Source organism: Mycolicibacterium sp. 624 (assembly GCF_040548615.1).
In the GTDB taxonomy this organism is placed as follows: Bacteria; Actinomycetota; Actinomycetes; order Mycobacteriales; family Mycobacteriaceae; genus Mycobacterium.
In genome coordinates, this window is sequence record NZ_JBEPRZ010000010.1 from 83617 (window position 1) to 107404 (window position 23788).

Genomic DNA, 23788 nt, shown 5'->3' on the forward strand with positions numbered 1-23788 from the left:
GATACAGAATCTCAATGTCGATTGGGATGTTGAACGTGCCGCCGAACGTGATGTCAGGAGTGAGAGCGATGAGCGCAGACCCCGCGCCGTCCGATGTGGACGCCGACGAGGTGACGATCGTCCTCGACCGCAAGACTGTCTCCATCAAGATGGTCGAGGGCGAGACACTCCTCGAGTCCGCGAGGCGTGCGGGCATGGGCCCACCGTTCTCCTGCGAGGCGGGCAACTGCGGCACATGCATGGCCAAGATCACCGAGGGCAGCGCGACGATGCGGGTGAATGACGCCCTCGACGATGACGAGGTCGCCGACGGCTATGTGCTGACATGCCAAGCCGTGCCGGACACCTCATGCGTCAAGTTCAGCTACGACGAGTGAGGCTGAGCCGAGTCAGGCTGAGCTGAGTACTCGTCCAGCACCGGCGCCGGGCGATACTCGGCCTCGTGGCCAACGACCCTGATCGACCCGCGGACCAGACGCTTGTCCCCCGCGGTCACGATCACGTCCGGCGTCGCCTCGAGGGCCTCGGGCAGCGAGCGAACCGCGGCGGCGGGTATTCCGAGCGGGCGTAGCCGCGCCTCCCAGTTGCGTGCGGTGTCCTTGGCCAGTGTCGCGGTCACCAGATCGAGCACCTCGTCGCGGCGCGCGGCGCGCTCAGCCATCTTCTCGAAGCCGTCGATACCCGCCTCCCCCGCGAACGAACGCCAGAAACCGTCGTGGGTGATGAAGAGCGCGAGGTAACCGTCCGAGGTCGGAAACAGCTGCGCTGGAACGTAGTACGAATGTGCGCCGAACGGGTGGCGCTGTGGTGCCGCGCCGTCGTTCAGATAGGCCGCCGCGCGGTAGTTCAACTGCGACAGCATCACATCGCGCAACGACACGTCGATCTGCCCGCCACGGCCCGAGACCACCTGTGCGAGCAGTCCCAGCGCAGCGGTCAGTCCCGTCGAGTTGTCCGCCGACGAATACCCGGGAAGCGTCGGCGGCCCGTCCGGGTCACCGGTCATCGCCGCGACCCCGGTGACGGCCTGCACCACATAGTCGAATGCCGGGTCGTCGCCGCCCTCGAGGCCGTACCCGGTCAGCGCCACACAGACGATCCTCGGGTTGAACTGCGATAGCGCGTCATAGGTGAGGCCGAGCTTGCGGATCACCGACGGTTTCATGTTCACCAGCAGCGCATGGGATTTCGCGACCAACTCGCCGAGCCTGCGTCGACCCTCATCGGAGGTGAGGTCGAGGCACACGCTGCGCTTGTTGCGATTGAGGCTGGCGAAGTAGCTGTCGCTCACCTGACGGGATATCTCGCCGCCAGGTGGCTCGATCTTGATCACCTCGGCGCCGAGGTCAGCCAACATCATCGTGGCGTACGGGCCTGCGAGCATCACGCCTACCTCGAGGACACGGATGCCCTCGAGCGGTCCGGGCGTCACCTGACCGCCTTGGCCAACTCCGCGATCACCTCACGCGTGCGGTACTTCGACGCGATGAGTTCGTCTCGGGTGTCGCCGATGGGCAACAGGCGCACGGACAGGTCCGTCACACCGGCGTCGGCGAATGACTTGAAGCGCGCCAGGATCGACTCCTCATCCCCCGCGGCGCACAGGTCGCCGACGTTGCGAGCCTCGCCCCGGTCGAGCAGCTTCTGGTAGTTGGGCGATGTCTCGGCCTCGGCCAGAATCCGGTTGGCCCGGTCCTTGGCGGCGTCGATCTCGGAGTTGGCGCACAGCGTGACCGGGATACCGGCGACAATGCGTGGCGCGGGCTTACCCGCCTCCGCAGCGGCCTTGTTGATCTTCGGCGCGATGTGCTCGCCGATGGCCTTCTCGTCCGCCATCCACAGCGACGTCCCGTCGGCGTGCTCGCCGGCGATCTGCAGCATCACCGGCCCCAGCGCGGCCACCAGCACCGGCATCGGCGTCTCGGCGCCGAGCGCTGTCGGGTTGTGCACCGTGAAGTTGTCGTTCTCGACATCCACGGGGCCGGGCCCCGCGGTCGCGGCGTTGAGCACCTGCAGGTAGTCGCGGGTGTAGGCGGCTGGCTTGTCATAGGGCAGGCCGAGCATGTCGCGAATGATCCAGTGATGCGAGGGGCCGACGCCGAGGGCCAGGCGGCCTCCCGACATGGCGTGCACCGACAATGCCTGGCGGGCCAACGCGATCGGGTGCTGTGCCTGCAGCGGCACCACGGCGGTGCCGAGCTCGATCCGGGTGCTGTGCGCCGCCATCAGCGCCACCATGGTCAGCAGGTCGAAGTCGTCGGGCACCTGTGGCATCCACGCGGTGTCCAGGCCCGCCGAATCGGCCCACTCGATATCGGCGATGAGTTTCTTGACCTTGCGGGCCATATCGCCGCGCTCGGCCCCGATCATCACACCCAGTCTCATGCGCCCGCCTCCCCCGCTGACTCGGTCAAGGCCCGCACGTCGCGGACGAGCGTGTCGAGCGGGGTGCCGGTCGGGAACACCGCAGCGGCACCGGCATCGAGCAACTTCTGCACGTCGGACTCGGGGATGGTGCCACCAACGACGACGGCGATGTCTCCCGCGTCGGCGGCGCGCAGCGCGTCGACGGTCCGGGTGGTCAGTGCGACGTGCGCACCCGACAGGATCGAAAGCCCCACCAGCGCAACGTCCTCCTGCAGCGCGATGGACACGATGTCCTCGATGCGCTGCCTGATTCCGGTATAGATGACCTCGAATCCCGCATCACGCAGCGTGCGCGCGACGATCTTGGCGCCCTTGTCGTGTCCGTCCAGACCGGGCTTGGCCACGAGCACTCTGGTGGCCATCAGAACACCACCGGTTGCTGGAACTCGCCCCACACTGCCTTGAGCGTGGAGACCATCTCGCCCACCGTGCAGTAGGCGTTGGCACAGTCGATGAGCTTGTGCATGAGATTGTCGGTGCCCTCCGCTGAACGTGCCAGTGCGGCCAGAGCGTCCTTGACCGCGACCGGGTCCCGGTCGGCCTTGACCCTCGCGAGCCGCTTGAGTTGAAGATCGCGCCCCTCGGCGTCGAGTTCGTAGGTGTCGATGTCCGGTGGCGGCTCATCTGCGACGAACCTGTTGACGCCCACCACCGGGCGCTCCCCCGACTCGATCTCCTGGTGAATCTTGAATGCCTCATCGGCGATCAAGCCCTGCAGATAGCCGTCCTCGATGCACCGAACCATGCCGCCGTGCTTCTCGAGATCGTCCATGATCTCGATGATCTTGGCCTCTGTCGCGTCGGTGAGCGCCTCGACGAAGTAGGAGCCGCCGAGCGGGTCGGCGACCTTGGTGACGCCGGTCTCGAGGGCCAGGATCTGCTGGGTGCGCAGAGCCAGCGTCGCCGACTCCTCGCTGGGCAGCGCGAACGGCTCGTCCCAGGCGGCGGTGAACATCGACTGCACGCCGCCGAGCACCGAGGCCATCGCCTCATAGGCGACGCGGACGAGGTTGTTCTGCGCCTGCGGCGCGTAGAGGGAGGCCCCGCCGGACACGCAGCCGAAACGAAACATCGACGCCTTGTCGCTGGTCGAGCCGTAGCGTTCGCGCACGATGGTGGCCCACCGCCGACGTCCGGCCCGGTATTTGGCGATCTCCTCGAAGAAGTCACCGTGGGTGTAGAAGAAGAACGAGATCTGCGGCGCGAACTTGTCGATCGACATCCGGCCGCGCTCGACGACGGTGTCGCAGTAGGTGACGCCGTCGGCCAGTGTGAACGCCATCTCCTGCACGGCGTTGGCGCCGGCATCGCGAAAGTGCGCACCCGCCACCGAGATTGCGTTGAACCGCGGCACCTCCGCGGCGCAGAACTCGATAGTGTCGGCGATCAGGCGCAGCGACGGGTCGGGCGGCCAGATCCAGGTACCGCGTGAGGCGTACTCCTTGAGGATGTCGTTCTGGATCGTGCCGGTGAGCTTCTCGCGCGAGACGCCCGACTTCTCGGCGGCGGCGACGTAGAGCGCCAGCAGTATCGCGGCAGTGCCGTTGATCGTGAAGCTGGTGCTGATCCTGTCCAGCGGGATGCCGTCGAACAGGATCTCGGCGTCGGCCAGCGTGTCCACCGCAACACCCACTCGACCCACCTCCTCGCCGTACTCCTCGTCATCGGAGTCGTATCCGCACTGAGTCGGCAGATCGAGGGCCACCGACAGCCCGGTGCCCCCCTGGTCCAGCAGGTACCGGTAGCGGCGGTTGCTCTCCTCAGCGGTGCCGAATCCCGAATACTGGCGAAATGTCCACGTCTTACCGCGATAGCCGGACGCGAAGTTGCCGCGGGTGAAGGGGTACTCGCCGGGTGCCGGGGGATCTCCCACGCGGTCACCGGGTCCGTACGTGGGCTCCAGGGGGATGCCCGACGGGGTTTGAACGACGTCACTCATCGGTTGATAACGTACTTGCAAAAAATGAGAATGCCAATACCGCAGAGCGGAAACACAGCCGAGCCCTGGCATTCATTGGCACGTCAGCAGGCACGCGGGTGCGCGCGCCGTTCCCGCATGCCAGGCGATACGCCCCGTGTGCGAGCATGGCATTTGCCCAAAAAGAGAATGCCACTGCCGGTCGGTTACCATCGGGGGCACCTGAGTCACGAGGAGTCACATGACGGACCAGCGAGAAGCGCAGCGGGATCGCGCATGAAAAACGAGCGAGATTCGCTTGCCGATCGGACGATGGTGGTGTCCGGCGGTAGTCGTGGCATCGGCCTGGGGATAGCCCTTGGCGCCGCCAAGCGCGGCGCCAACGTCGTCCTTCTGGCCAAGACCTCCGAACCCCACCCAAGGCTTCCGGGCACCGTGCACACCGCGGTCGCCGACGTCGAGGCGGCCGGGGGCAAGGGGCTTGCCGTCGTCGGTGACGTCCGCAAGGAGGAGGACGTGCAACGCGCGGTCGACGCGGCCGTCGCGCACTTCGGTGGCATCGACATCGTCGTGAACAACGCCAGCGCCATCTCGACCGAACCGACCGAGCACCTGACGGCCAAGAAGTTCGACCTGATGATGGACATCAACGTGCGCGGCACGTTCCTGCTCACCAAGGCAGCGCTGCCGCACCTGCGCGCGTCGAGAGACGCGCACGTGATCACGCTCGCGCCACCGCTGAACATGAACCCGCACTGGCTGGGCGCACACCCTTCCTACACCGTGTCCAAGTACGGCATGACCCTGCTGTCGCTGGGATGGGCCGCGGAGTACGGCTCCGCGGAAGACGGAACAGCCATCGGATTCAGCTGCCTGTGGCCGCAGACCTACATCGCGACATCAGCCGTGACCAACCTGGCCGAGGGCGATGACCTGGTGCAGAGGTCGCGTAGCACCGACATCATGGCCGACGCCGCGGTCGACATCCTGACCCGGCCCGCCGCCGAGTCCAATGGCCAGACCTACATCGACGCCGATGTCCTGACCGCGGCCGGGGTCACCGACCTGTCGCGCTACGGCGGTGGCGACGATCCGATGTGGGATATCTTCGTCGACAAACCATGAGCGAGCATTCATGAGCATCTCGTTGTTACTGGAAATGGCCCTAGAAGCGGCCATGACGTCCAACCCGGACCGCACCGCCGTGGTGTCCGGTGAGTTACGGCTGACCGTCGATGAGTTGAGCGCGTTGGCCGATGGCGGCGCGGGCGTCATCGCGGTCTCGGGCGCTGAGCACGTCGCCTACGTCGGTGCCGGTGGCGCGATGCTGCCACTGCTGCTGTTCTCCTCGGCGCGGGCGGCCGTGCCGCTCACCCCACTGAACTACCGGCTGTCCGCTGACGGGTTGCGCGCACTTATCGACCGGCTGCCCAACGCGTTGGTCGTCGTCGACGACGAGTACCGCGAAGCGGTGGGCAACGCTGGTGTGCAAGTTCTCTCCTCTGCCGACTTCCTGGCCGCGGCGCGCATCGCGGAGCCCGCCGCCGAGTTCGCCGATCCCGACTCGGTGGCTGTCGTGCTGTTCACCTCCGGCACCACCTCGGCGCCCAAGGCCGTCGAGCTGACCCACAACAATCTCACCAGCTACGTGATGGGCACCGTCGAGTTCGACTCCGCCGCCGACGGCGACGCCGCGCTGATCTGCGTCCCGCCGTACCACATCGCGGGCGTCGGGGCGGCGCTGTCGAACCCCTACGCCGGCCGAAAGATGGTGTACCTGACCGCCTTCGACGCGGCCCAGTGGGTGCGGCTGGTCGACGGCGAGGGCGTCACGGCGGCGACCGTCGTCCCGACCATGCTCGACCGCATCGTCAAGGTCCTCGAGACCGAACGCGCGACCCTGCCGTCGCTGCGCACGCTCGCCTACGGCGGCTCCAAAGTTGCACTGCCCCTGGTGCGCAAGGCGTTGTCGCTGCTGCCCGACGTCGGATTCGTCAACGCATACGGTCTGACCGAGACCAGTTCCACGATCGCGGTACTCACCCCCGACGATCACCGCGCCGCGCTGGGCTCGCCCGACGAGGCCGCCGCTCGTCGGCTTGGATCGGTGGGCCAACCGGTGCCGAGCATCGAGGTGCAGATCCGGGCCGAGGACGGCACGGTACTCGGCGCAGGCGAGACCGGCGAGCTCTTCGTCCGTGGTGAGCAGGTCTCGGGCCGTTACACCGGCATCGGCTCGGTGCTCGACGAGCAGGGCTGGTTCCCCACCCGCGATGTCGCCTACCTCGACGACGAGGGCTATCTGTTCATCGGCGGCCGCTCCGACGACACCATCATCCGCGGCGGGGAGAACATCGCACCCGCCGAGATCGAGGACGTCCTCGTCGAGCACCCGCACGTGCACGACTGCGCGGTTGTGGGCGTCGAGGACCCGGAGTGGGGCCAAATCATCGTCGCCGTCGTGGTTCCCGCCCCCGACAGCACGCCCGACACCGAGGATCTACGGTCCTTCGTCCGCGGCCAGCTCCGCGGATCGCGCACCCCCGACCGGGTCGTGTTCCGCGCCGAACTGCCCACCAACGCGACCGGCAAGGTACTGCGCCGCGAACTTGTCGCCGAACTCAACGCCGAACAGAGCATCTCGAAGGAGTCAGCATGATCAAGAACGGCACCCGCCTCCAGAGCCAGGTCTGCGATACCCAGGTGATCGTGGTGCGCAGCGCCGACAGCCTCGATGACCTGCGTGCTGGCGGCGCACCCCTGGTCCCGGTCGGCTCGGACGTTGATTCCGGCCTGTCGCTCGATGAGTCGCTGGCCGAGGGCAACCTGATGGGCAAGCGCTACGTCGACGAGGCGGGCGCCGAGGTACTGGTCACCAAGGCAGGCAAGGGCACGCTCAGCATCGGATCCACTCCCCTGGCCATCAAGGAGGCCAAGCCGCTGCCCGCCAGCGACTAGGTCGGCATCAGGACTAGGACTGCATCAGGCTCGCGGCAACGGCCGCGGCCTCGGCCGCGCCGGCGGGCAGTGGAGTGGCCGCGGCGGCGCGTAGACCGTCCAGCAGCAGGGCAATCTGGCGGCGGGCGACCGCAGCGGCATCCGGGCCACCATGGTCGGCCAGGCAGGCATTGAGCCAAAGCGCCGTGAACACGTCGTCGACGGTGACGTCAGCACGCAGCGAACCGTCGGCCTGAGCGCCGGCAATCAACCGTGAGCCGAGTTCCAGACTGGCGTGGCAGATCTGCTCGATCGCCGGCGACGCGTACCGCGTGGTGCACATGGCATCGCTGAAGGCATGATCGCCGGCCTGCAGATCACACAATCCAAAAATGAAGGTGGCGAAGCGATCCCACGCCGAGTCGGCTGACAGCGCGCGCTCGGTCAGGTCCTCCAGTGTCTGCGCAAGCAGGGCAGGCAACGCTGCGTCGATGAGGTCCTCGCGAGTCGGGAATCGGTTGTAGAGCGTGCCGATACTGACCCCGGCGCGCGCCGCGATCGCCTCCAGCGGAGCGCCGAGCCCGCGCTCCTGAAACTCGACCTGCGCGGCTTCGAGCAGCTTCTCGCGATTGCGGCGCGCATCAGCGCGCAACGCGCGTTGTGTAGGCATCGCACCTCCAGAACTAAGTTGACACGCACCCTCAATATAGCGGTAAGCTGGCCCGCATAACTTGAGCCCAATCCTCAACTTGGAGAAACCGTGAAGCTGCCCTGGTACATCAAGCCCGGCAACAAGGCGATCGTCGCGCTGTCGCGGCTCGGACTCCGCTTCGGCGCAAAGGGTCCTGTGATCCTCACCGTCACCGGACGTAAATCCGGGCAACCCCGCGCGACACCGGTCACACCGATGTTCGTCGACGGCAAGCAGTACGTCGCGGCGGCACCGGAGGCGGCGTGGATCGCCAATGTGCGGGCCGACCAGGCCGCGACGCTGAGCCGAGGTCGTCGAGTCGAGCAGGTACGGGTGGTCGAACTCTCCGATGAGGACGCCAGACCACTACTTCGCCTGCTGCCCAGCCTGATTCCCGGCTGGGTCGGCTTTCTTCGCCAGGGCGGGCTGGTGACCGACGGTGGCCCCGAGGAGTTCGAGGCGCTGCTGGGGCGGATGCCGATCTTCCGGATGGATCCCGCGTAGGTGCCCTGCGCGCTCAGACCCTCAAGGTCAGCAGGTGCGCCGCTCGTGCGACTTGGCACCGCGCGCGGCCCGCACCACATCGTCGGTGAACCGTTCCAGCAGCAGCGACTGGGTGGCGGCTAGGTGCTTGCGAGCAATGCGTTCGGCCTCGGCGGCATTACCCGCGGCGATCTCGTCGACAAGGCGACGGTGGGTGCGCACTGCACCGCGCGCCTCGGCCGGTGACGGGTACTCCCCCCGTTTGACGACGTAGTCGGCCCACTTCTCCTCCTGCGCCGACCACAGCGCCACCAGGCTGCCCACCACATGCCGAACGGTGGCATTCGGGGTGTATTCGACCACCAGATCATGGAATTCACGCGCAATCCGGGTGAATGCCGCACCATCGGCGACGACTGCCGCGGACGCATCGACACTACGGGTGAGCACGGGCACCACGACCTTGAGCCGATCGGCGCGGCGTGCGACCTCGGCGACGCAGAGTGGTTCCAGCAACTGCAGGCCTGCCGCCAGGTCGCCGAGCGGTACGGCCGATCCCTGCAGGGCCAGGCCCAGGTGGTACGCCGCAGACGATTCGTCGGGCCGATGCACCTCGGCGCCACCGACGCTGCCGCGGCGAACCGTGATCAGGCCCTCGGTCTCCAGGATCCGCAACGCCTCCCGCACCGACGGATAACTGACGCCGAACTCGGTGACCAGCTGGTCCTGGGTCGGCAACCGATCGGCGCCCGCCAGGATCCGGTCGCGCAGTTCGCCCGCGACGGTCTCGGCGATGCGCTGCTGGGGAGTCCGCCGAGAGGCCATATCGAGAATACTAGCAATCCTTATAAGGATTGCCCTACCATCGGCTGGTGGACTTCGACATGAGCGGCGCGGCCACCGCACTTCGCCACGAGCTCCGTGAGCTGGTACACGCCAACGTGCCGGACGGTTACCTCGGCGCCTTCACCGACGATCCGGCCGATCTCGAGGTGGCACAGGCATTCTGCCGACTGCTCGCCGATCGCGGGCTGCTGTGCATGTCCTGGCCCGAGGAGTTCGGCGGCAAGGCGTCCTCGGCGTGGGAGCAGACCGTGGTCCGCGAGGAGATGTGGGCCCACCACGAACCGCGCGGCGCGCAGTACATGGGCGTCAACTGGGTGGGTCCGACCCTGATGCGGCACGGCACACCCGAGCAACAGCGTCAGCACCTGCCGCCGATCGCACGCGGTGAGGTCATCTGGTGTCAGGGCTTCAGCGAGCCCGAGGCCGGTTCCGACCTGGCGTCGCTGCGGACCACCGCGACCCGTGACGGCGACGGCTGGCGCATCAACGGGCAGAAGATCTGGACGTCGTACGCGACCATGGCGCAGTGGTGCTTCCTGCTGGCGCGCACCACCCGGGTGGGTGAGGGTGCCGTCACCAAGAAGCAACAGGGCCTGACGATCTTCCTGGTCCCGATGTCCGATCCGGCGATCACCGTGCGCCCGATCGGCACCATGTTGGGGCCGCACCACCTCAACGAGGTGTTCTTCGACGACCTTCGCGTCACCGACGCCGACGTGCTGGGAACCGTCGACGACGGCTGGTCGATCGTGGAGAACGTGCTGGCCTTCGAACGGGTCGGCATCGCCCGGTACGCCCGCTGTGAACGCCTGCTGCACATGGCACCCGAAGCTCTCGGCGACGACTGGGACCGCCTACCCGTCGAACTGCTGGGCCGCTGGGCGCGCATGCTGACGCACTGTCGCCGCGCTCGGCTACTGGCTTACCGCGTGGTGGCACTACAGGCCAGCGGCCAGGTGAAGCCGACCGATGCCGCGTCCTATCGCATCGCCGTCACCAAACTCGACCAGGACAGCGCGGAGGTACTGATGGAGATCAGCGCCGAGATCCCGGCCCAGGCAACCGGTGTCGCCGCGGTGTTCCGCGGCGAGGCCGAGGATCACTGGCGCTACTCGCAGGCCTCGACGGTGTCCTCGGGCAGCATCGAGATGCAGCGGATCCTGTTGGCTCGAACCCTGTTGGCGGCGAAGTGATCATCGACCTGAGCGACGAGGCCAGGGAGTACGGCGTGCAGGCCCGCCGCGCCTTCGAGGCCGCGGGCGGCGACGACCTGGTGCAGCGCGCCGAGGCAGATCCCACCATCCGCGAGGCCCTTGTCGGCGGTGTTCTCGCCGAACTCGGCGCGTGGGATCTCGAACCACGCGATGATGCCGACTCCCTGGAGGCCGCCGCCGCGCTGTGCCGCAGCGCGGGCTACTGGGCGCTCCCCTACCCCGTCGCCGAGCGCCTGGCGCGGCCGAGTGACCTCGACGTTGACGGCCTACTCGTCGTCGCGCAACCCCGCCCGACTGCGACCGTCACCGGTATCGACGGGCGCTGGGCCGCGGTGACATTGGATGGCCGCAGGCACACCGTCACCGGAACGACCCACCCCGGTCCCGCCTTCACCAGCGTGCTGGAGTTGACCGCACGTGACGACGACGGCGCGGCCGACCTCCCGCTGTCTTTGACCCTGCCCTGCTGGACGCTTCTCGGAATGCTGGACCGGGCAATCGAACTCACCATCAGCCACGTCCAGATGCGCCAGCAGTTCGGCCAGCAGCTGTCGTCATTCCAGAGCGTGCAGTTTCAGCTGACGGACGCCGAGGTGGAGCGCGCGGGCCTCGACATGCTGGCCAAGTACACGCTGTGGAGCGTCGGCACCGGACGCCCCGAGGCACTCGACGACGCCCTGGCCCTGCGGATGGCCGCACTGGAGGCCGCCGAGGTGGTCTTCCGCGTCACCCATCAGCTCCACGGTGCCATCGGCTTCTGCGACGAGACCACGTTGTCGTGGCTGTCGCGCCACAGCCAACCGCTGCGGCGCCTGCCGCTCGGCCTCTCGGCCACCCGCGATCTGCTGACCACCCGCGTCGACCGCCGCGGCCTGACCGGCCTGTACACACCCGAGCGGGATGTCGCGCGATGACAACCGACCTTGCGGAGTTCCGAAACCGGGTGCGGCAGTGGTGCGTCGAGCACGTTCCGCCTGACTGGCGGGCCCGGCAGACAGGCGTCAGCGATGAGGAGTTCGTCGCGTTCCAGAAGTCGTGGTTCGCCGAGCTGCACACGGCGGGCTTCGCCGTGCCGCACTGGCCCACCGAGTGGGGTGGCGGTATGTCGGTCGCCGAGCAGATCGTGCTCTACCAGGAACTCGCAGCGCACGATGCGCCACGGCTGGTGTTGGCGTTCGTCGGGATTCACCATGCCGCCTCCACTCTGCTGGTCGCAGGCACTGACGCGCAACGCGAGCGGCACCTGCCCGCAATCCTCAATGGCGAGATCTGGGTGCAGGGCTTCTCCGAGCCCGAGGCCGGCTCGGACCTGGCCGCCCTGCGCACCACGGCCAGACGCGACGGCGACACCTTCGTGGTCAACGGCCAGAAGCTGTGGGCCAGCGGCGGAATGCACGCCGACTGGTGCCTGCTTCTGGCCCGCACCGATCCGGATGCGGCCAAGCGCAAGGGCATTTCGTACTTCCTGATGGACATGACCTCCCCCGGCATCGACGTACGCCCCATCCGCAACGCCGTGGGTGACTCACACTTCTGCGAGGTGTTCCTCAACGACGTGGTGATCCCCGCAGAGAACCTCGTCGGGCCGGAGAACGACGGATGGCAGGTGGCGCAGGCAACGTTGGGCGCCGAACGCGGAACGACGATGCTGGAACTGGCCGAGAGGCTCGGCAACGCCGGCTTCCGATGGTTGGTGCAGGAGTGCGCGCGCGTACGTGAGGACGGCACACGCCCGCTCGACGACTCCGCCGTACGTGATTCCCTGGCCCGGTTCGAGACCGACATCAGCGGGTTGCGCGGGCTGTGCCGCAAGGTCGTCGAGGGACACGACGGCAGCGCCGTGGGTCCCGCCGACGCGTCGATCGTGAAGCTCTTCTACAGCGAGTTGCTGCAGCGCATGACCGACTTCGGCGCCGATATCAGTGGTCTGCACGCGCACACCGTGCTGGCCAAGCCGATGTCGAGCGGGTGGGAGTCGGGCGCGTGGATGCTCGACTTCATCGGATCGTGGGAGTGGACCATTCCCGGCGGGGCCAGCGAGATTCAGCGCACCATCATCGGTGAGCGTGGACTCGGACTGCCGCGAGAGCCGGTGCCGCAGTGAGCGAGGACTTCCGCGAGATCCACGACGAACTGCGGGCCGTGTCACGCGACATGCTCGCCCACGCCCCAGTCGACTGGGCGCAGATCACCGCCGCGGGATGGGCCGGCCTCGAGGTTCCGGAGGCGTTCGGCGGTGCAGGCGCGACCTTCGTCGAGACCGCGATCGTGCTCGAGGAGATCGGCCGCGCCGCAACGGCCAGTCGGTTTCTCGGCACCACGCTGGCCGTCGGCGCGCTGACGGCGCTGTCGCCCAACGAATCCCGGAACACACTGCTGGGACGGCTGGCCGCGGGCGAGAGCGCCGCGTTGGCATCCGGATTCACCCTCGAGCACGGCACCGATGGCCTCGTCGTGTCGGGACGGGCGGAGTTCGTCCTCGACGCCGACGGCGCCGACCACCTGCTGCTGCTGGCCCGCGACCCCGACGGTGCCCAAGTTCTCGTCGTGCCCTCTGCGGCGACGGTCACGCCACAACCGGCGCTGGACGAGACGCGCTCGCTTGCCGTCATCACGACCGATCGGACACCGGTGTCGCAGTCCTGGTCCCCGATAGTCGATCCCGATGCGCTGGGCCACCGCGCGGCGGTCTCGGTCGCGTGCGACAGCCTCGGGTTGGCCGAGGCGATGCTGGCACGCACCGTCGACTACACCAGCGTGCGCAACCAGTTCGGCCGGGCGATCGGATCCTTTCAGGCGGTCAAGCACGCGTGTGCGGACATGCTGGTGCACATCGCGGTGGCACGACAGTTGGTCGAGGCGGCAGTGGCGGACGTGGCCGCGGGACTCGATGCGGCCGTGACGACGGCGATGGCCAAGTCGTACGCCACCTCCATAGCGGTCGATGTCGCGGGCAAGGCCATGCAGCTGCACGGTGGAATCGGCTACACCTGGGAGAGCGGTGTGCACGTCTACCTCAAGCGCGCCGCGCTGAACCGCGCACTGTTCGGGTCGCCGTCCGAACACCGCAGGCGACTTGCCGCGCGGTACGGCTAGGGCCTGTTTCTGATGACCGCGCCGGGACCGAGCACGGGGCCTGTCGTCAGACCGGGAAACGATCCTCCGCTGGCCTGAGTCAGCGCGATGCAGACACCAAGGTGATTGCCCGTACATGGCACGCCCTGCACGGTCGGCACCTGCCCGACGGGGCGGCTGACACCGGGATTCGTGATGTGGCGCGACGACCCGTTCTCCGTACACCGCACGAGATAACCGTCCGCACAGTCATCGGCCCACGCGGGCACCGCCGGGCTCAGCGCGCCGAGCGCGGCAGCGGCGATGACTCCCCATCCGAGGGCCGCTCTCACACCGTGCACACTACTCCCGCGCCGCCGAACCCTCTTGCATACTGTATGGCTTTCGATAAGGTGGGGCGGAACTCGTCCCCAGGAGGACCAGATGGCGGCTGTCGACGACGACACCCCGTACGACGCCGTGATCATCGGCGCGGGCTTCTCGGGCCTCTACATGCTTTACGAACTGCGTCGCCGCGGCCTGCGCACGTGCGTGCTGGAGCGCGCAGGCGCCGTCGGCGGCACGTGGCTGTTCAACCGGTACCCGGGCGCGCGCTGCGACATCGAGAGCATCGAGTACTCCTACAGCTTCTCCGAGGAGATCCAGCAGGAGTGGGTCTGGACCGAGTCGATGCCTGCACAGCCCGAGATCGAGCGCTACCTGAACTTCGTCGCCGACCGCCTCGACCTCCGCAGGGACATTCGGTTGCACACCGAGGTCGTCGCGATGACATTCGATGAGGACGCCGCGCAGTGGCGCCTGGACACCGCGGACGGGCAGCGCGTCGTCGCCCCGTTTGTCGTCGCCGCATCGGGGATCCTGTCGGTGCCGCTGGAACCCGACATCGATGGCAAGGACACGTTCGCCGGTACCTCCTTGTACACCAGCCGTTGGCCCGCCGACGGCTTCGACTTCACCGGCACGCGTGTCGGTGTCATCGGAACCGGTTCCACCGGAGTCCAACTCATCCCGGTGGTGGCGAAGGAGGCGAGCCAACTCACGGTGTTCCAGCGCTCGCCGGCCTTCACGCTGCCGTGGGCGGTGCAACCGATCGAGCCGGCCGAACTCGACGATATGAAGGCCAACTACGGCCAGATCCGGGAGGCGCAGCGCAACAGCGCCGTCGGTGCGGCGCGCCTATCGGCGTTCTCGGTCCTCATCGACATGCTCAGCCAGCCGCCCATCAAGTCGGCCTCACGCGAGGAGCAACTGGCCGCCATCGAGGCGAATGGTGTTATGGGCGCCCTCAACTGGGGTGACATCTTCTTCGACATCGAGGCCAACCGGATGGCCACCGCGCTGTACGGCGAGGCGATCGCCCGCATCGTGGCAGACCCGGAGACCGCGGCGGCGCTGGTGCCCACGCACCCGTTCGGCTGCAAGCGCCCGATCATCGACCAGGGCTATTACGAGACCTACAACCGTGACAACGTCACCCTCGTCGACCTGCGCAGGGGGCCGATCACGGCGGTGACGCCGACGGGCATCGCAACCGAGCAGGGCTCGTTCGACCTCGACGTGATCGTCTACGCCACCGGCTTCGACGCCATGACGGGCGCATTGACCCGCATCGACGTTCGCGGCCGAGACGGCGTGCTGCTCAAGGACTTCTGGGCCAGCGAGGGTCCGCTGTCCTACCTCGGCCTCGCGGTGGCCAGGTTTCCGAACCTGTTCGTCGTGCAGGGGCCGGGCAGCCCCTCAGCGGCCACGAACTTCCTCACCGCGCTCGAGCAGCATGTGGAGTGGATCGCGGACTGCCTCGATCACCTGCGCGCCAACGGGTACCGCGAGATCGAGGCGCTTCCCGAGGCGCAAATCGAGTGGATCGAGCACGCGACGTCGATAGTCGAGGCGACGGTGCTCATGGATCCGTCGTGCAACTCCTGGTACAACGGCGGCAACGTGCCAGGCAAGAAGCGGATGTACATGGGCTACACCGCAGGCATCCCGGAGTACCGGCGACGCTGCGATGAGATCGCCGCGGGCGGCTACACCGGCTTCAAGTTGACCTGATGCGGTCATAGGTCGAGGACGACCTCCTCGGCGGGAACCGAGCAGCAGATCAGGACGTTTCCCTGCGCGGGCGGTTCGAGCGGCTCGGGGTCGTAGCGAACCGCCCCCGACAGCAGCGCTGTCTCACAGGTGTGACACACCCCCGTTCGGCACGACCACCTGGTGGGCACATCGCACGCCTCGGCGAACTCGAGCAGGCTCTCGTACTGCGAACCCCACGGCACCGTGAGGCCGCTGCGGGCGAAGCCAACGCCGGGGCCCGACCCTGCAGGACCGGATGGCGTATGCGGTGCGACGGACGCTGTCGCGGTGATCCCCGGGGTGAGCGCTGCTGCAGCACCGAAGGTCTCACTGTGAATGCGGCCGGCAGTGAGACCGTAGTCCACCAGTCCGGTGCTCAGCGCCGCCATGAAGTCGGCGGGGCCACACAGGTACGCGTCGCAGTCCCGCGGCGGTCCCAGTGTCGCGAGCGCCTCGATCGACAGCCGGCCGAGCGCCGTGTAGTCCGAACCCAGCCGGTCGGAGACACCGGGGCGGCTGTAGAAGACGTGCAGATGACCACCGGGCAACTGGCGCAGAACATCACGGCACTCGGCGGCGAACGGATGCTCCGTGCCGTCTCTGGCGCCGTGCAGCCACCAGACCTCCCGCGGCGACGCCGACTCGGCGAGCGTGTGCAGCATCGACAGCACCGGCGTGATCCCGACACCCGCCGACAACAGGAGCACCGGGCCGTCGCCGTCGGCGAGAAAGAACGTGCCCCGCGGCGCGGCGACGTCGAGCACGTCGCCGACCGCGACCCGGGTGTGAAGGTATCCGCTGCCGCGCCCGTTCGGTTCCCGCTTGACGCCGATACGGTAGGCGCCGGAGTCCGGCGCGTTGGACAGCGAGTAGTTGCGGAGCACGGTGTCGCCATCCGGCTCGGACCGCAACCGCAATGCGATTGACTGGCCAGCAAGCCAATTCGGCAACCGTGCCCCATCGGGGGCGGCCAGCACCACCGATCGGACACGGGCGCTCTCGTCATTGATCGAGGTGACCACCAATGGCCGGAAACCGGACCACGCCGGCGGCGGACTGGCCGCCGCGCCAGTCAGCCCCGTGTTTCCGTTCGATGTCGCCGACCCCTGCCCCTGGTTGATCAGGTTCTCGAGCGAGGCCTTCCACCCCGGGCTCAGTGCGGGTATCCGCAGTGCGCGCTCGAGGGCGTCGTGGGGATGACCGGGCAGGTAGAGCAGTGCGTCGATCTCTGCGACGGTGACCGACTCGGGACCGTCGGCGATCTTCACGATCTCCTGGCCCGCGGCCACCTCGCCTTCGGTGACGACACGGAGGTAGAAGCCCGGGCGTCGGTGAGATACCAGCAGCGAGGCCATGTTCGGCACTGCCAGTCGCATGCCGACGCGATAGCAGGTGACCCGGGGCTGGGTGACCTCGAAGACAGCATCACCGATCCGGTAGCGGTCGCCGATGCAGACCTCGTCGTCGGGTAGACCGTCGACGGTGAAGTTCTCGCCGAAGTGTCCTGGTGCCAGGTCGTCACGTCCGAGTTCGGCGGTCCAATGGCGGTAGGACGCGTCCTGATACACCAGGACGGCCCGATTCTCACCGCCGTGCCCACCCAGGTCTCCTTGGCCATCACCGTCGACGTTGAGCCTTCGCACCATTCGAGGACCATCGACGGGCTGCTTCCACGCGCCGGTGTGAACGACCCGGCCCCGCCACGCGACGTCCTTTGGCGTACCGACGTTCAGCGAGAGCAGAGTGGGCATGGCTGTCAGCCCTCCGCCAGGCCGACTTCGAGTTCGGCCAGCAGCGTCAGCGCCGAATCGAGGTTGCGCCGGTCCGCGCCGGCATTGCCCAACAGCCGCGACCAATTCGCCCGCAGCCGACGAAGATTGGCCTCCGCGCGCGGGGTCGGGTTCAACTGCGCCTGCCGTGCGTCACCCCCGCCGACGGACCTGGAGACCAGCCCCTTCTCCTCCAGGGCACGCACGGCGCGGCTGAGATTGCTGCGCTGCAGGCCGGTGGCGGCAGCCACCGCGGTGGGCGATGCACCCGGGTGACGGTCGATGAATCGCATGACGTTGATCTCGGTTGCCGTGAGTTCCACGACCTGAGCATCCAGATGCGCCTCGGTGCTGATCGTGCGTGCCAGCGCCAGGATCAGGTCGGCCAGGTCCGCCATGCGGTCCGCGGTGTGACCATCATCGCCCTCACTCATCTGGCCAAGACTACCCCGATTGTTGTACTTTAATAAGTATCATTTGATAACTAGTTGGAGGTGATCCGTGACAGCGGCCCTAGACACGTCCCCCCGGACCGACCGCGAGCGGACCATCACCGCAACCCTGCTGGTGACACTGGCGCTGCTGTCCGCGGTCGCGCCCTTCGCCACGGATCTGTATCTGCCCGCGTTCCCGACGATGGTGACCGACCTGGGCACCTCCGCGACGGCCGTACAACTGACGCTGACCGCGTTCCTGCTCGGGCTGGCATTCGGCCAACTTCTCTTCGGCCCGTTGTCCGACAGGTTCGGCCGGGTGCGGCCCCTACTCGTCGGGGCGACGGTATGCGTAGTCGCCAGTGCCGCAACCGTGTTCGCACCCACCGTCGAGGTGCTGATCGGAGCGCGGTTCGTCCAGGGCTTCGCCGGGGCGGCGGGCATGGTCATCGGACGCGCCATCATCGCCGACCTCGCGACGGGCAAGGCCGCCGCACGGGCATTCAGCCTGATGATGATCGTCGGCGGGGTCGCACCGGTCATCGCGCCCCTGGCGGGCGGATTCCTGGTCGGGCCAATCGGATGGCGCGGGGCGCTGGCCGTCATCCTCGCCCTGTCGACGCTGATGCTGCTGGCGGTGCTGTCGATCGTGCGCGAGACGCACACCGAGTATCGGCGCGCCGAACTGCGATCGTCACGTGCCGCACTGGGGTCACCGCTGCGCGATCTGACGAGCCGGACCTACCTCGGCAACGCCGCGGCATTCTGCTGCGCATTCGCCACGATGATGGCCTACATCTCCGCGTCGCCGTTCATCTACCAGACCATGATGGGACTCAGCGCCGGCCAGTACGGCGCCATGTTCGGCGTGAATGCGCTTGCGCTGCTGAGCATGAGCGCGCTGTCAGCGCGCCTGACCACCCGGCACGACGTGCGGCGCCTTGCCGGAATCGGTCTGGGTCTGGGCCTGGGCGCGACCGTGACGCTGCTGGTGTTGGCGACATCGGGTGTCGCCGCGGGTTGGCTCGCCCTGCCACTATTGGTGACGGTGGGCAGCATGGGCCTGGTCTTCGGCAACACCACCGCGCTGGCGCTGGGCGCGGCGCCCCGCGCTGCGGGCACGGCCTCGGCGGCACTGGGCGCGACGCAATTCGGACTCGCCGCTGCGGTCACTCCCCTGGTGAGCATCGCAGGCGAGGCCACGGCCGTACCCGCGGCGATCGTCATGGTCTGCGCGAGCACGCTCGCCGTGCTGGCCTTCGCCTGCGCCGGTCGGCGCGGGTCGTCAACGAGCGAAAGTGAGCACGACATGTCAGAGATGACGAGTGTCGCGACGGTGGCCACCGAGCGTGCCCCGCGATACGGCAAGCAGTTGGTATCGCACCTGGGCCGCAAGGCGGTCGGCGCGTGGGACGAGGCAACCGAGTCCGGCACGCTGGAGATGGGTGACGGCGCGGCACACGTGACGTTGACCTCGTCACCCTCGGCATTGCTCATCGAGATCCGTTCGACACCTGAGGCGATCGCCACCTACGAGGATGTCGTGGGCCGCCACCTGGAGCGCTTCGGCGAGCGCGACGAACTCACGGTGGAGTGGATCACGGCCTGACACACCGTCACCGCCAGACGTTCGATGATCGGGAGGCGGCTGGCTAGCCTCGAGGGGTCATGACGAAACGTTGCGCGCTGGTTCTGCTGATTGGTGTCCTACTCCTCGGATCGACGGGATGTTCGCTGTTCTCCAGCAGCGGCCCGGACGACGCACTGCGGGCATTCGCTGAAGCGCTGCAACGCAGGGACGCGGGCGCCGCTGCCGCCGCAACCGATGACCCGGACGCAGCGACTCCCGTCATCACATCGATGTTCGACGGCATGGGCAAGAACGCGTCGGTCACCGTCGACGTCGCCGAGCCGGATGACGCGGCCGAGAACCAGGCAACGACCAAGCTCGGCTACACGTGGACGTTCGGCCCCGACCGCACCCTGCACTACGAGGCAACGGCGACCGCCACCAAGGGCGGTGATGACTGGCACGTCCAGTGGTCACCCACCGCATTGCATCCCAAGCTCGCTCCAGGCGTGTCGTTCCAGTACAGCGACGACAAGAACTTCCTCACCCCGGTCGTCGACCGAGACGGCCAACCACTACTGACCTGGCAGACCGTCGGCGTCGTCAACCTGACGCGCGAGCACCTCGCCGCCGCACCCGCGCTCGCGCCGGTGTTGGCCCAGTTCGAGCCGACGATCACCGCCGAGACCATCACCGCCCAGTTCGACGGCAACTCCGACGACGTCGTCACGGTGATCAGGCTGCGGCAGGCCGACCTGGACCTGGTGGCCGACCAACTCGCCCAGATTCCCGGCGTAAGCGTGGCCGAGCAGGGCGCCCTGCTCACCGCCAACCGCGAGCTGTCCTCCCCCGCCATCAGCGGGCTGCAGGAGATCTGGCAGAAGACGATCGACGCGAGCGCCGGGTGGTCGGTGGACCTGGTCGACGACGAGGGTCAGCCGGTCGACGTGCTGGAGTCGGCACAGCCCGGTGACACCAAGCCGATCCGCACCACCCTCGACACCCGGTTGCAGATGCTCGCCCAGCAGGCGGTGGCCGCTGAGCCGAGGGCCGCGGTCGTCGTGGCGATCTCGCCATCGACGGGTGGGATCCTGGCCGCGGCGCAGAACCCAGCCGCCGACGCGCAGGGGCCAATCGCCTTCACCGGCTCCTATCCGCCGGGTTCGACATTCAAGACCATCACCACCGCGGCGGCGTTGCAGGCGGGCCTTGCCACGCCGGACACCCCGGAACCGTGCCCGGGCCGCGTCACCGTCGAGAACCGCACCATCCCCAACGACGACGAATTCGACTTGGGCACTGTGCCGTTGACGACGGCGTTCTCCCACTCCTGCAACACGACGATGGCGGTGCTGTCTGACAAGCTGCCAGCCGACGCGCTGCCGAAGACCGCCCGGATGTTCGGGATCGGTGTCGACTTCGTCATCCCGGGGCTGACCACCATCACGGGCAACGTGCCCAATGCCGACACCCCGGCACTGAAGGTGGAGAACGGGATCGGCCAGGGCACCGTGACTGTCAGCCCGTTCGGACTCGCCGTCGCCGAGGCGAGCCTCGGACACGGGTCGACTATCACCCCGACCCTGGTCATCGACGAGAAGACCACCGCCGACACCCCATCGGAGCAGATTCCGCCTGCCATCGCCGACAGCCTGCGCGCGATGATGCTGCAGACCGTGTCCGACGGCACGGCCACCGAACTGCGGGACGTGCCCGGTCTCGGCGGCAAGACGGGCACCGCCGAATTCGGCGACAACAGCCATTCGCACGGCTGGTTCGCCGGTATCGCGGGTGATATCGCCTTCGCGACGCTGGTGGTCGGCGGAGACTCCTCGGCACCGGCGATCGCGGTCTCCGGCGCCTTCCTGCGTCCAGCTCTCATCCCCTGACCGGCGTTTCGCACCCGATAGCACCGCCCGGCCAGGGATGCTGAGGGCGTGCGAGTCGACGGCCGGGAGATCACAGTTGCAGGCAGGCTGCTGCAACCGCTGACCCGGCGAACCAACGACATCCTGCGACTCGCCGTCGCGACGGTGCTGCTGGCCGTCGTGATCACCAGCTCCCTGATCACCCGCAACGACTGGGTGGGGCTGGAGAAGTCGATCTCCAACATCGTGGGAGTGCTGACGCCCACACAGTCCAACCTGGTGTACCTGGCGTACGGCATCACCATCCTGGCCCTGCCGTTCGTGATCCTGATCGGGCTGATCATCTCGCGGCAGTTCAAACTGCTCGGGGCCTACGCGGCGGCCGGGATGGTCTCGATCCTCGCGCTGTCCATCACGGCGAACGGCATCGCAGCACCTCGTTGGCACTTCGATCTGTTCGACCGGCTCAACACCACGCTGTCGCAGTTCCTCGACGATCCGCGGTGGATCGCCATGCTGGCCGCGATGCTCACCGTCTCGGGCCCCTGGGTGCCCGCCCGCTGGCGCCGCTGGTGGTGGACCCTGCTGCTGGCATTCGTGCCGATCCACCTGGTGGTCAGCGCCGTCGTGCCGGCCAGGTCGGTGTTGGGCCTGTCGGTCGGTTGGTTCGTCGGCGCGTTGACGGTTCTGCTGGTCGGCACGCCGGCGCTGGAAGTGCCACTCGTGGAGGCGGTCCGCGCATTGGGACGGCGCCAAGTCACCGTCACCGCAATGCAGGTACTACGCCCGGCCGGGCCGGGGCCCCTGGTGCTGTCCGCGACGTGCGCGGGCTCCGACGAGCCCGCCGTCGTCGAGTTGTACGGTCCCAATCAGCGCAGCGGCGGCGCGTTGCGGCAGATCTGGCGCTACCTTCGCCTGCGCAGGAACGAGACCGGGCCGCTGCAGACGTCGATGCGCCGCGCCGTCGAGCACCGGGCGTTGATGACGATCGCCGTCGACGACCTCGGCCTGTCGAACACCACCACCATGGCGGTGGCGGCGCTGGATCGTGGCTGGACGCTCTACGCGCACACCTGGCCCCGCGGCGACGCACTGTCGAGTGATGATCCGGTGGAGACGGCGTGGGAGTCATTGCGGCAGTTGCATGATCACCAGATCGCCCACGGTGACCTGCGTGCGGTGAAGATCACCCTCGATGAGGACAAGGCGCGCTTCGGCGGGTTCGACAACTCCGAGTACGGCGCATCCGACACCCAGCTGCAATCCGATATCGCCCAGTTGTTGGTGACGACGACGGCGCTGCACGGCGCGAAACCGGCGGTCACCGCTGCGATCACCTCCTTCGGCCGTGACACCGTTTTGACCGCATCGCGGCGGTTGACCAAATCGGCCATGCCACAACGGATCAGAAAGTCCGTGATCGATATCAAGACGTCGGTCACCAGCGCGCGAGACGAGGTCAAGCGCCAGACCGGCGCCGACCAGATCCAGACCGAGACCATCACCCGGTTCACCCGAAACCAGTTGATCCAGATGGTGCTGCTGGTGGCCCTGGTCTACGTCGCGTATCCGTTCATCAGCACGGTGCCCGCGTTCTTCGCCGAACTCCGGACCGCGAACTGGTGGTGGGCGCTGCTCGGCCTCGCGGTGTCCGCGTTGACCTACGTCGGCGCGGCTGCCGCTCTGTGGGCCTGCGCCTCGGAACAGGTGAACTTCAAGAACCTCACAATCATGCAGGTGGCCAACACGTTCGCGGCCACCACGACGCCCGCCGGGGTTGGCGGCCTTGCGCTCAGCACGCGCTTCCTGCAGAAGTCCGGCCTCGGCACGGTGCGCGCCACGGCGGCCGTGGCGCTGCAGCAGTCGGTGCAGGTGATCACCCATGTGGCGCTGCTGATCTTCTTCAGCGCCGTGGCGGGGGCATCGGCGAACCTGTCCCACTTCGTGCCATCGGCCACGGTGCTGTACCTGATCGCCGGCGCGGCACTGGGTGTGGTGGGCACGTTCATGCTGGTGCCGAAGGCACGCCGCTGGCTGGGCACCGAGGTGGGGCCGAGACTCAAGGAGGTCGGCCAGGATCTGGCCGACCTGGTTCGCGAGCCCAAACGCCTGGCATTGATCGTGCTGGGTTGCGGCGCAACCACTCTGGGAGCGGCACTGGCACTGTGGGCCAGCGTCGAGGCGTTCGGTGGCGACGTCTCGTTCGTCACGGTCACCGTGGTGACGATGATCGGCGGGACGCTGGCCTCCGCCGCGCCCACCCCGGGCGGTGTCGGCGCTGTGGAGGCCGCGCTGATCGGTGGCCTCGCCGCGTTCGGGGTCCCGGCGGCGGTGGCCGTTCCGTCGGTACTGCTGTACCGCGTGCTGACCTGCTGGCTGCCGGTGTTCATCGGATGGCCGGTGATGCGGTGGCTGACGCGCAACGACATGATCTGAGGCGGGCCGGGCATTCGCGAGTCGGACGCACCACCACCCGCGATGGT

At 67.8% G+C, this 23788-nt stretch carries 22 protein-coding genes; 13 read left to right on the forward strand and 9 right to left on the reverse strand.

Translation table 11 applies throughout. The annotated features are described in order from the left end of the window. Positions 1-68: 68 nt before the first annotated feature. A complete protein-coding gene (locus tag ABIA65_RS30685; protein WP_354525920.1) occupies positions 69-377 on the forward strand; it encodes a 2Fe-2S iron-sulfur cluster-binding protein in 309 nt (102 codons plus the stop codon). Here ABIA65_RS30685 and ABIA65_RS30690 read toward each other — a convergent pair. The 4 genes from ABIA65_RS30690 to ABIA65_RS30705 are packed head-to-tail and all read right to left on the reverse strand — an operon-like array spanning position 365 to position 4366. Next, positions 365-1432 carry a CaiB/BaiF CoA transferase family protein gene (locus ABIA65_RS30690; protein ID WP_502919639.1) on the reverse strand — a complete coding sequence of 356 codons (1068 nt, stop codon included), beginning with the start codon at positions 1430-1432 and terminating at the stop codon, positions 365-367. The two genes, ABIA65_RS30685 and ABIA65_RS30690, sit on opposite strands and share 13 nt — an antisense overlap. Then, entirely contained in the window at positions 1429-2385 is a 957-nt protein-coding gene (locus ABIA65_RS30695; protein WP_354525921.1) for an LLM class F420-dependent oxidoreductase, read from the reverse strand. The genes ABIA65_RS30690 and ABIA65_RS30695 overlap by 4 nt, the downstream gene beginning before the upstream one ends. Continuing rightward, positions 2382-2789, reverse strand: coding sequence for a cobalamin B12-binding domain-containing protein (locus ABIA65_RS30700; protein ID WP_241404153.1), 408 nt, complete (start codon positions 2787-2789; stop codon positions 2382-2384). Before ABIA65_RS30700 ends, ABIA65_RS30695 begins: the two co-directional genes overlap by 4 nt. Continuing rightward, the gene (locus ABIA65_RS30705) at positions 2789-4366 is read right to left on the reverse strand and encodes a methylmalonyl-CoA mutase family protein (protein ID WP_354525922.1); all 1578 of its coding nucleotides are present in this window, start codon (positions 4364-4366) and stop codon (positions 2789-2791) included. The genes ABIA65_RS30700 and ABIA65_RS30705 overlap by 1 nt, the downstream gene beginning before the upstream one ends. Before the next feature lie 255 nt (positions 4367-4621). On the opposite strand from ABIA65_RS30705, the gene ABIA65_RS30710 reads away from it, so the two are divergent. Genes ABIA65_RS30710 through ABIA65_RS30720 form a run of 3 tightly spaced genes read left to right on the forward strand, consistent with a single transcriptional unit; the run spans position 4622 to position 7303 of the window. Next, entirely contained in the window at positions 4622-5470 is an 849-nt protein-coding gene (locus ABIA65_RS30710; RefSeq protein WP_354525923.1) for an SDR family oxidoreductase, read from the forward strand. A 10-nt stretch (positions 5471-5480) separates the two neighbouring features. Next, on the forward strand, positions 5481-7004 hold the full coding sequence (locus tag ABIA65_RS30715; protein ID WP_354525924.1) for a class I adenylate-forming enzyme family protein: 1524 nt from the start codon (positions 5481-5483) through the stop codon (positions 7002-7004). Then, positions 7001-7303, forward strand: a complete 303-nt coding sequence (locus tag ABIA65_RS30720) for a hypothetical protein (RefSeq protein ID WP_241404149.1) — start codon at positions 7001-7003, stop codon at positions 7301-7303. Before ABIA65_RS30715 ends, ABIA65_RS30720 begins: the two co-directional genes overlap by 4 nt. A gap of 13 nt (positions 7304-7316) precedes the next feature. On the opposite strand, the gene ABIA65_RS30725 is transcribed toward ABIA65_RS30720, so the two are convergent. Further along, positions 7317-7952, reverse strand: coding sequence for a TetR/AcrR family transcriptional regulator (locus ABIA65_RS30725; RefSeq protein WP_354525925.1), 636 nt, complete (start codon positions 7950-7952; stop codon positions 7317-7319). 90 nt (positions 7953-8042) lie between these two features. Here ABIA65_RS30725 and ABIA65_RS30730 point away from each other — a divergent pair, with 90 nt between their 5' ends. Further along, positions 8043-8477 (forward strand): nitroreductase family deazaflavin-dependent oxidoreductase, encoded by a 435-nt coding sequence (locus ABIA65_RS30730; RefSeq protein ID WP_241404147.1) that lies wholly within the window; start codon positions 8043-8045, stop codon positions 8475-8477. Positions 8478-8504: 27 nt separating this feature from the next. Here the strand turns inward: ABIA65_RS30730 and ABIA65_RS30735 are convergent, their stop codons facing one another. Continuing rightward, positions 8505-9281 (reverse strand): FadR/GntR family transcriptional regulator, encoded by a 777-nt coding sequence (locus tag ABIA65_RS30735; RefSeq protein ID WP_241404146.1) that lies wholly within the window; start codon positions 9279-9281, stop codon positions 8505-8507. Between the two features lie 59 nt (positions 9282-9340). On the opposite strand from ABIA65_RS30735, the gene ABIA65_RS30740 reads away from it, so the two are divergent. From ABIA65_RS30740 to ABIA65_RS30755, 4 genes are read left to right on the forward strand one after another with little or no spacing between them, the layout of a single operon-like run. After that, positions 9341-10495 (forward strand): acyl-CoA dehydrogenase family protein, encoded by a 1155-nt coding sequence (locus ABIA65_RS30740; RefSeq protein WP_502919641.1) that lies wholly within the window; start codon positions 9341-9343, stop codon positions 10493-10495. Continuing rightward, positions 10492-11430, forward strand: a complete 939-nt coding sequence (locus ABIA65_RS30745; protein WP_354525927.1) for an acyl-CoA dehydrogenase family protein — start codon at positions 10492-10494, stop codon at positions 11428-11430. The genes ABIA65_RS30740 and ABIA65_RS30745 overlap by 4 nt, the downstream gene beginning before the upstream one ends. After that, the gene (locus ABIA65_RS30750; protein ID WP_354525928.1) at positions 11427-12620 is read left to right on the forward strand and encodes an acyl-CoA dehydrogenase family protein; all 1194 of its coding nucleotides are present in this window, start codon (positions 11427-11429) and stop codon (positions 12618-12620) included. The genes ABIA65_RS30745 and ABIA65_RS30750 overlap by 4 nt, the downstream gene beginning before the upstream one ends. After that, positions 12617-13612, forward strand: a complete 996-nt coding sequence (locus tag ABIA65_RS30755) for an acyl-CoA dehydrogenase family protein (RefSeq protein ID WP_354525929.1) — start codon at positions 12617-12619, stop codon at positions 13610-13612. Before ABIA65_RS30750 ends, ABIA65_RS30755 begins: the two co-directional genes overlap by 4 nt. Here the strand turns inward: ABIA65_RS30755 and ABIA65_RS30760 are convergent. After that, positions 13609-13923 (reverse strand): hypothetical protein, encoded by a 315-nt coding sequence (locus tag ABIA65_RS30760; protein ID WP_354525930.1) that lies wholly within the window; start codon positions 13921-13923, stop codon positions 13609-13611. The two genes, ABIA65_RS30755 and ABIA65_RS30760, sit on opposite strands and share 4 nt — an antisense overlap. 91 nt (positions 13924-14014) lie before the next feature. Between ABIA65_RS30760 and ABIA65_RS30765 the strand changes: the two genes are divergently transcribed. Continuing rightward, positions 14015-15643 carry a flavin-containing monooxygenase gene (locus ABIA65_RS30765; protein ID WP_354525931.1) on the forward strand — a complete coding sequence of 543 codons (1629 nt, stop codon included), beginning with the start codon at positions 14015-14017 and terminating at the stop codon, positions 15641-15643. A gap of 5 nt (positions 15644-15648) precedes the next feature. Here the strand turns inward: ABIA65_RS30765 and ABIA65_RS30770 are convergent, their stop codons facing one another. Both ABIA65_RS30770 and ABIA65_RS30775 read right to left on the reverse strand, forming a co-directional pair. Further along, on the reverse strand, positions 15649-17415 hold the full coding sequence (locus ABIA65_RS30770; protein WP_354525932.1) for an MOSC domain-containing protein: 1767 nt from the start codon (positions 17413-17415) through the stop codon (positions 15649-15651). 5 nt (positions 17416-17420) lie between these two features. Beyond that, positions 17421-17867: a MarR family winged helix-turn-helix transcriptional regulator gene (locus ABIA65_RS30775; RefSeq protein ID WP_354525933.1), complete on the reverse strand. Its 447-nt coding sequence runs from the start codon at positions 17865-17867 to the stop codon at positions 17421-17423. 67 nt (positions 17868-17934) lie between these two features. Between ABIA65_RS30775 and ABIA65_RS30780 the strand changes: the two genes are divergently transcribed. The 3 genes from ABIA65_RS30780 to ABIA65_RS30790 are packed head-to-tail and all read left to right on the forward strand — an operon-like array spanning position 17935 to position 23741. Next, positions 17935-19476, forward strand: coding sequence for a Bcr/CflA family efflux MFS transporter (locus tag ABIA65_RS30780; protein ID WP_354525934.1), 1542 nt, complete (start codon positions 17935-17937; stop codon positions 19474-19476). A 59-nt stretch (positions 19477-19535) separates the two neighbouring features. After that, a complete protein-coding gene (locus ABIA65_RS30785) occupies positions 19536-21326 on the forward strand; it encodes a penicillin-binding transpeptidase domain-containing protein (RefSeq protein WP_354525935.1) in 1791 nt (596 codons plus the stop codon). Between the two features lie 48 nt (positions 21327-21374). Beyond that, on the forward strand, positions 21375-23741 hold the full coding sequence (locus ABIA65_RS30790) for a lysylphosphatidylglycerol synthase domain-containing protein (RefSeq protein WP_354525936.1): 2367 nt from the start codon (positions 21375-21377) through the stop codon (positions 23739-23741). Positions 23742-23788 lie beyond the last annotated feature (47 nt).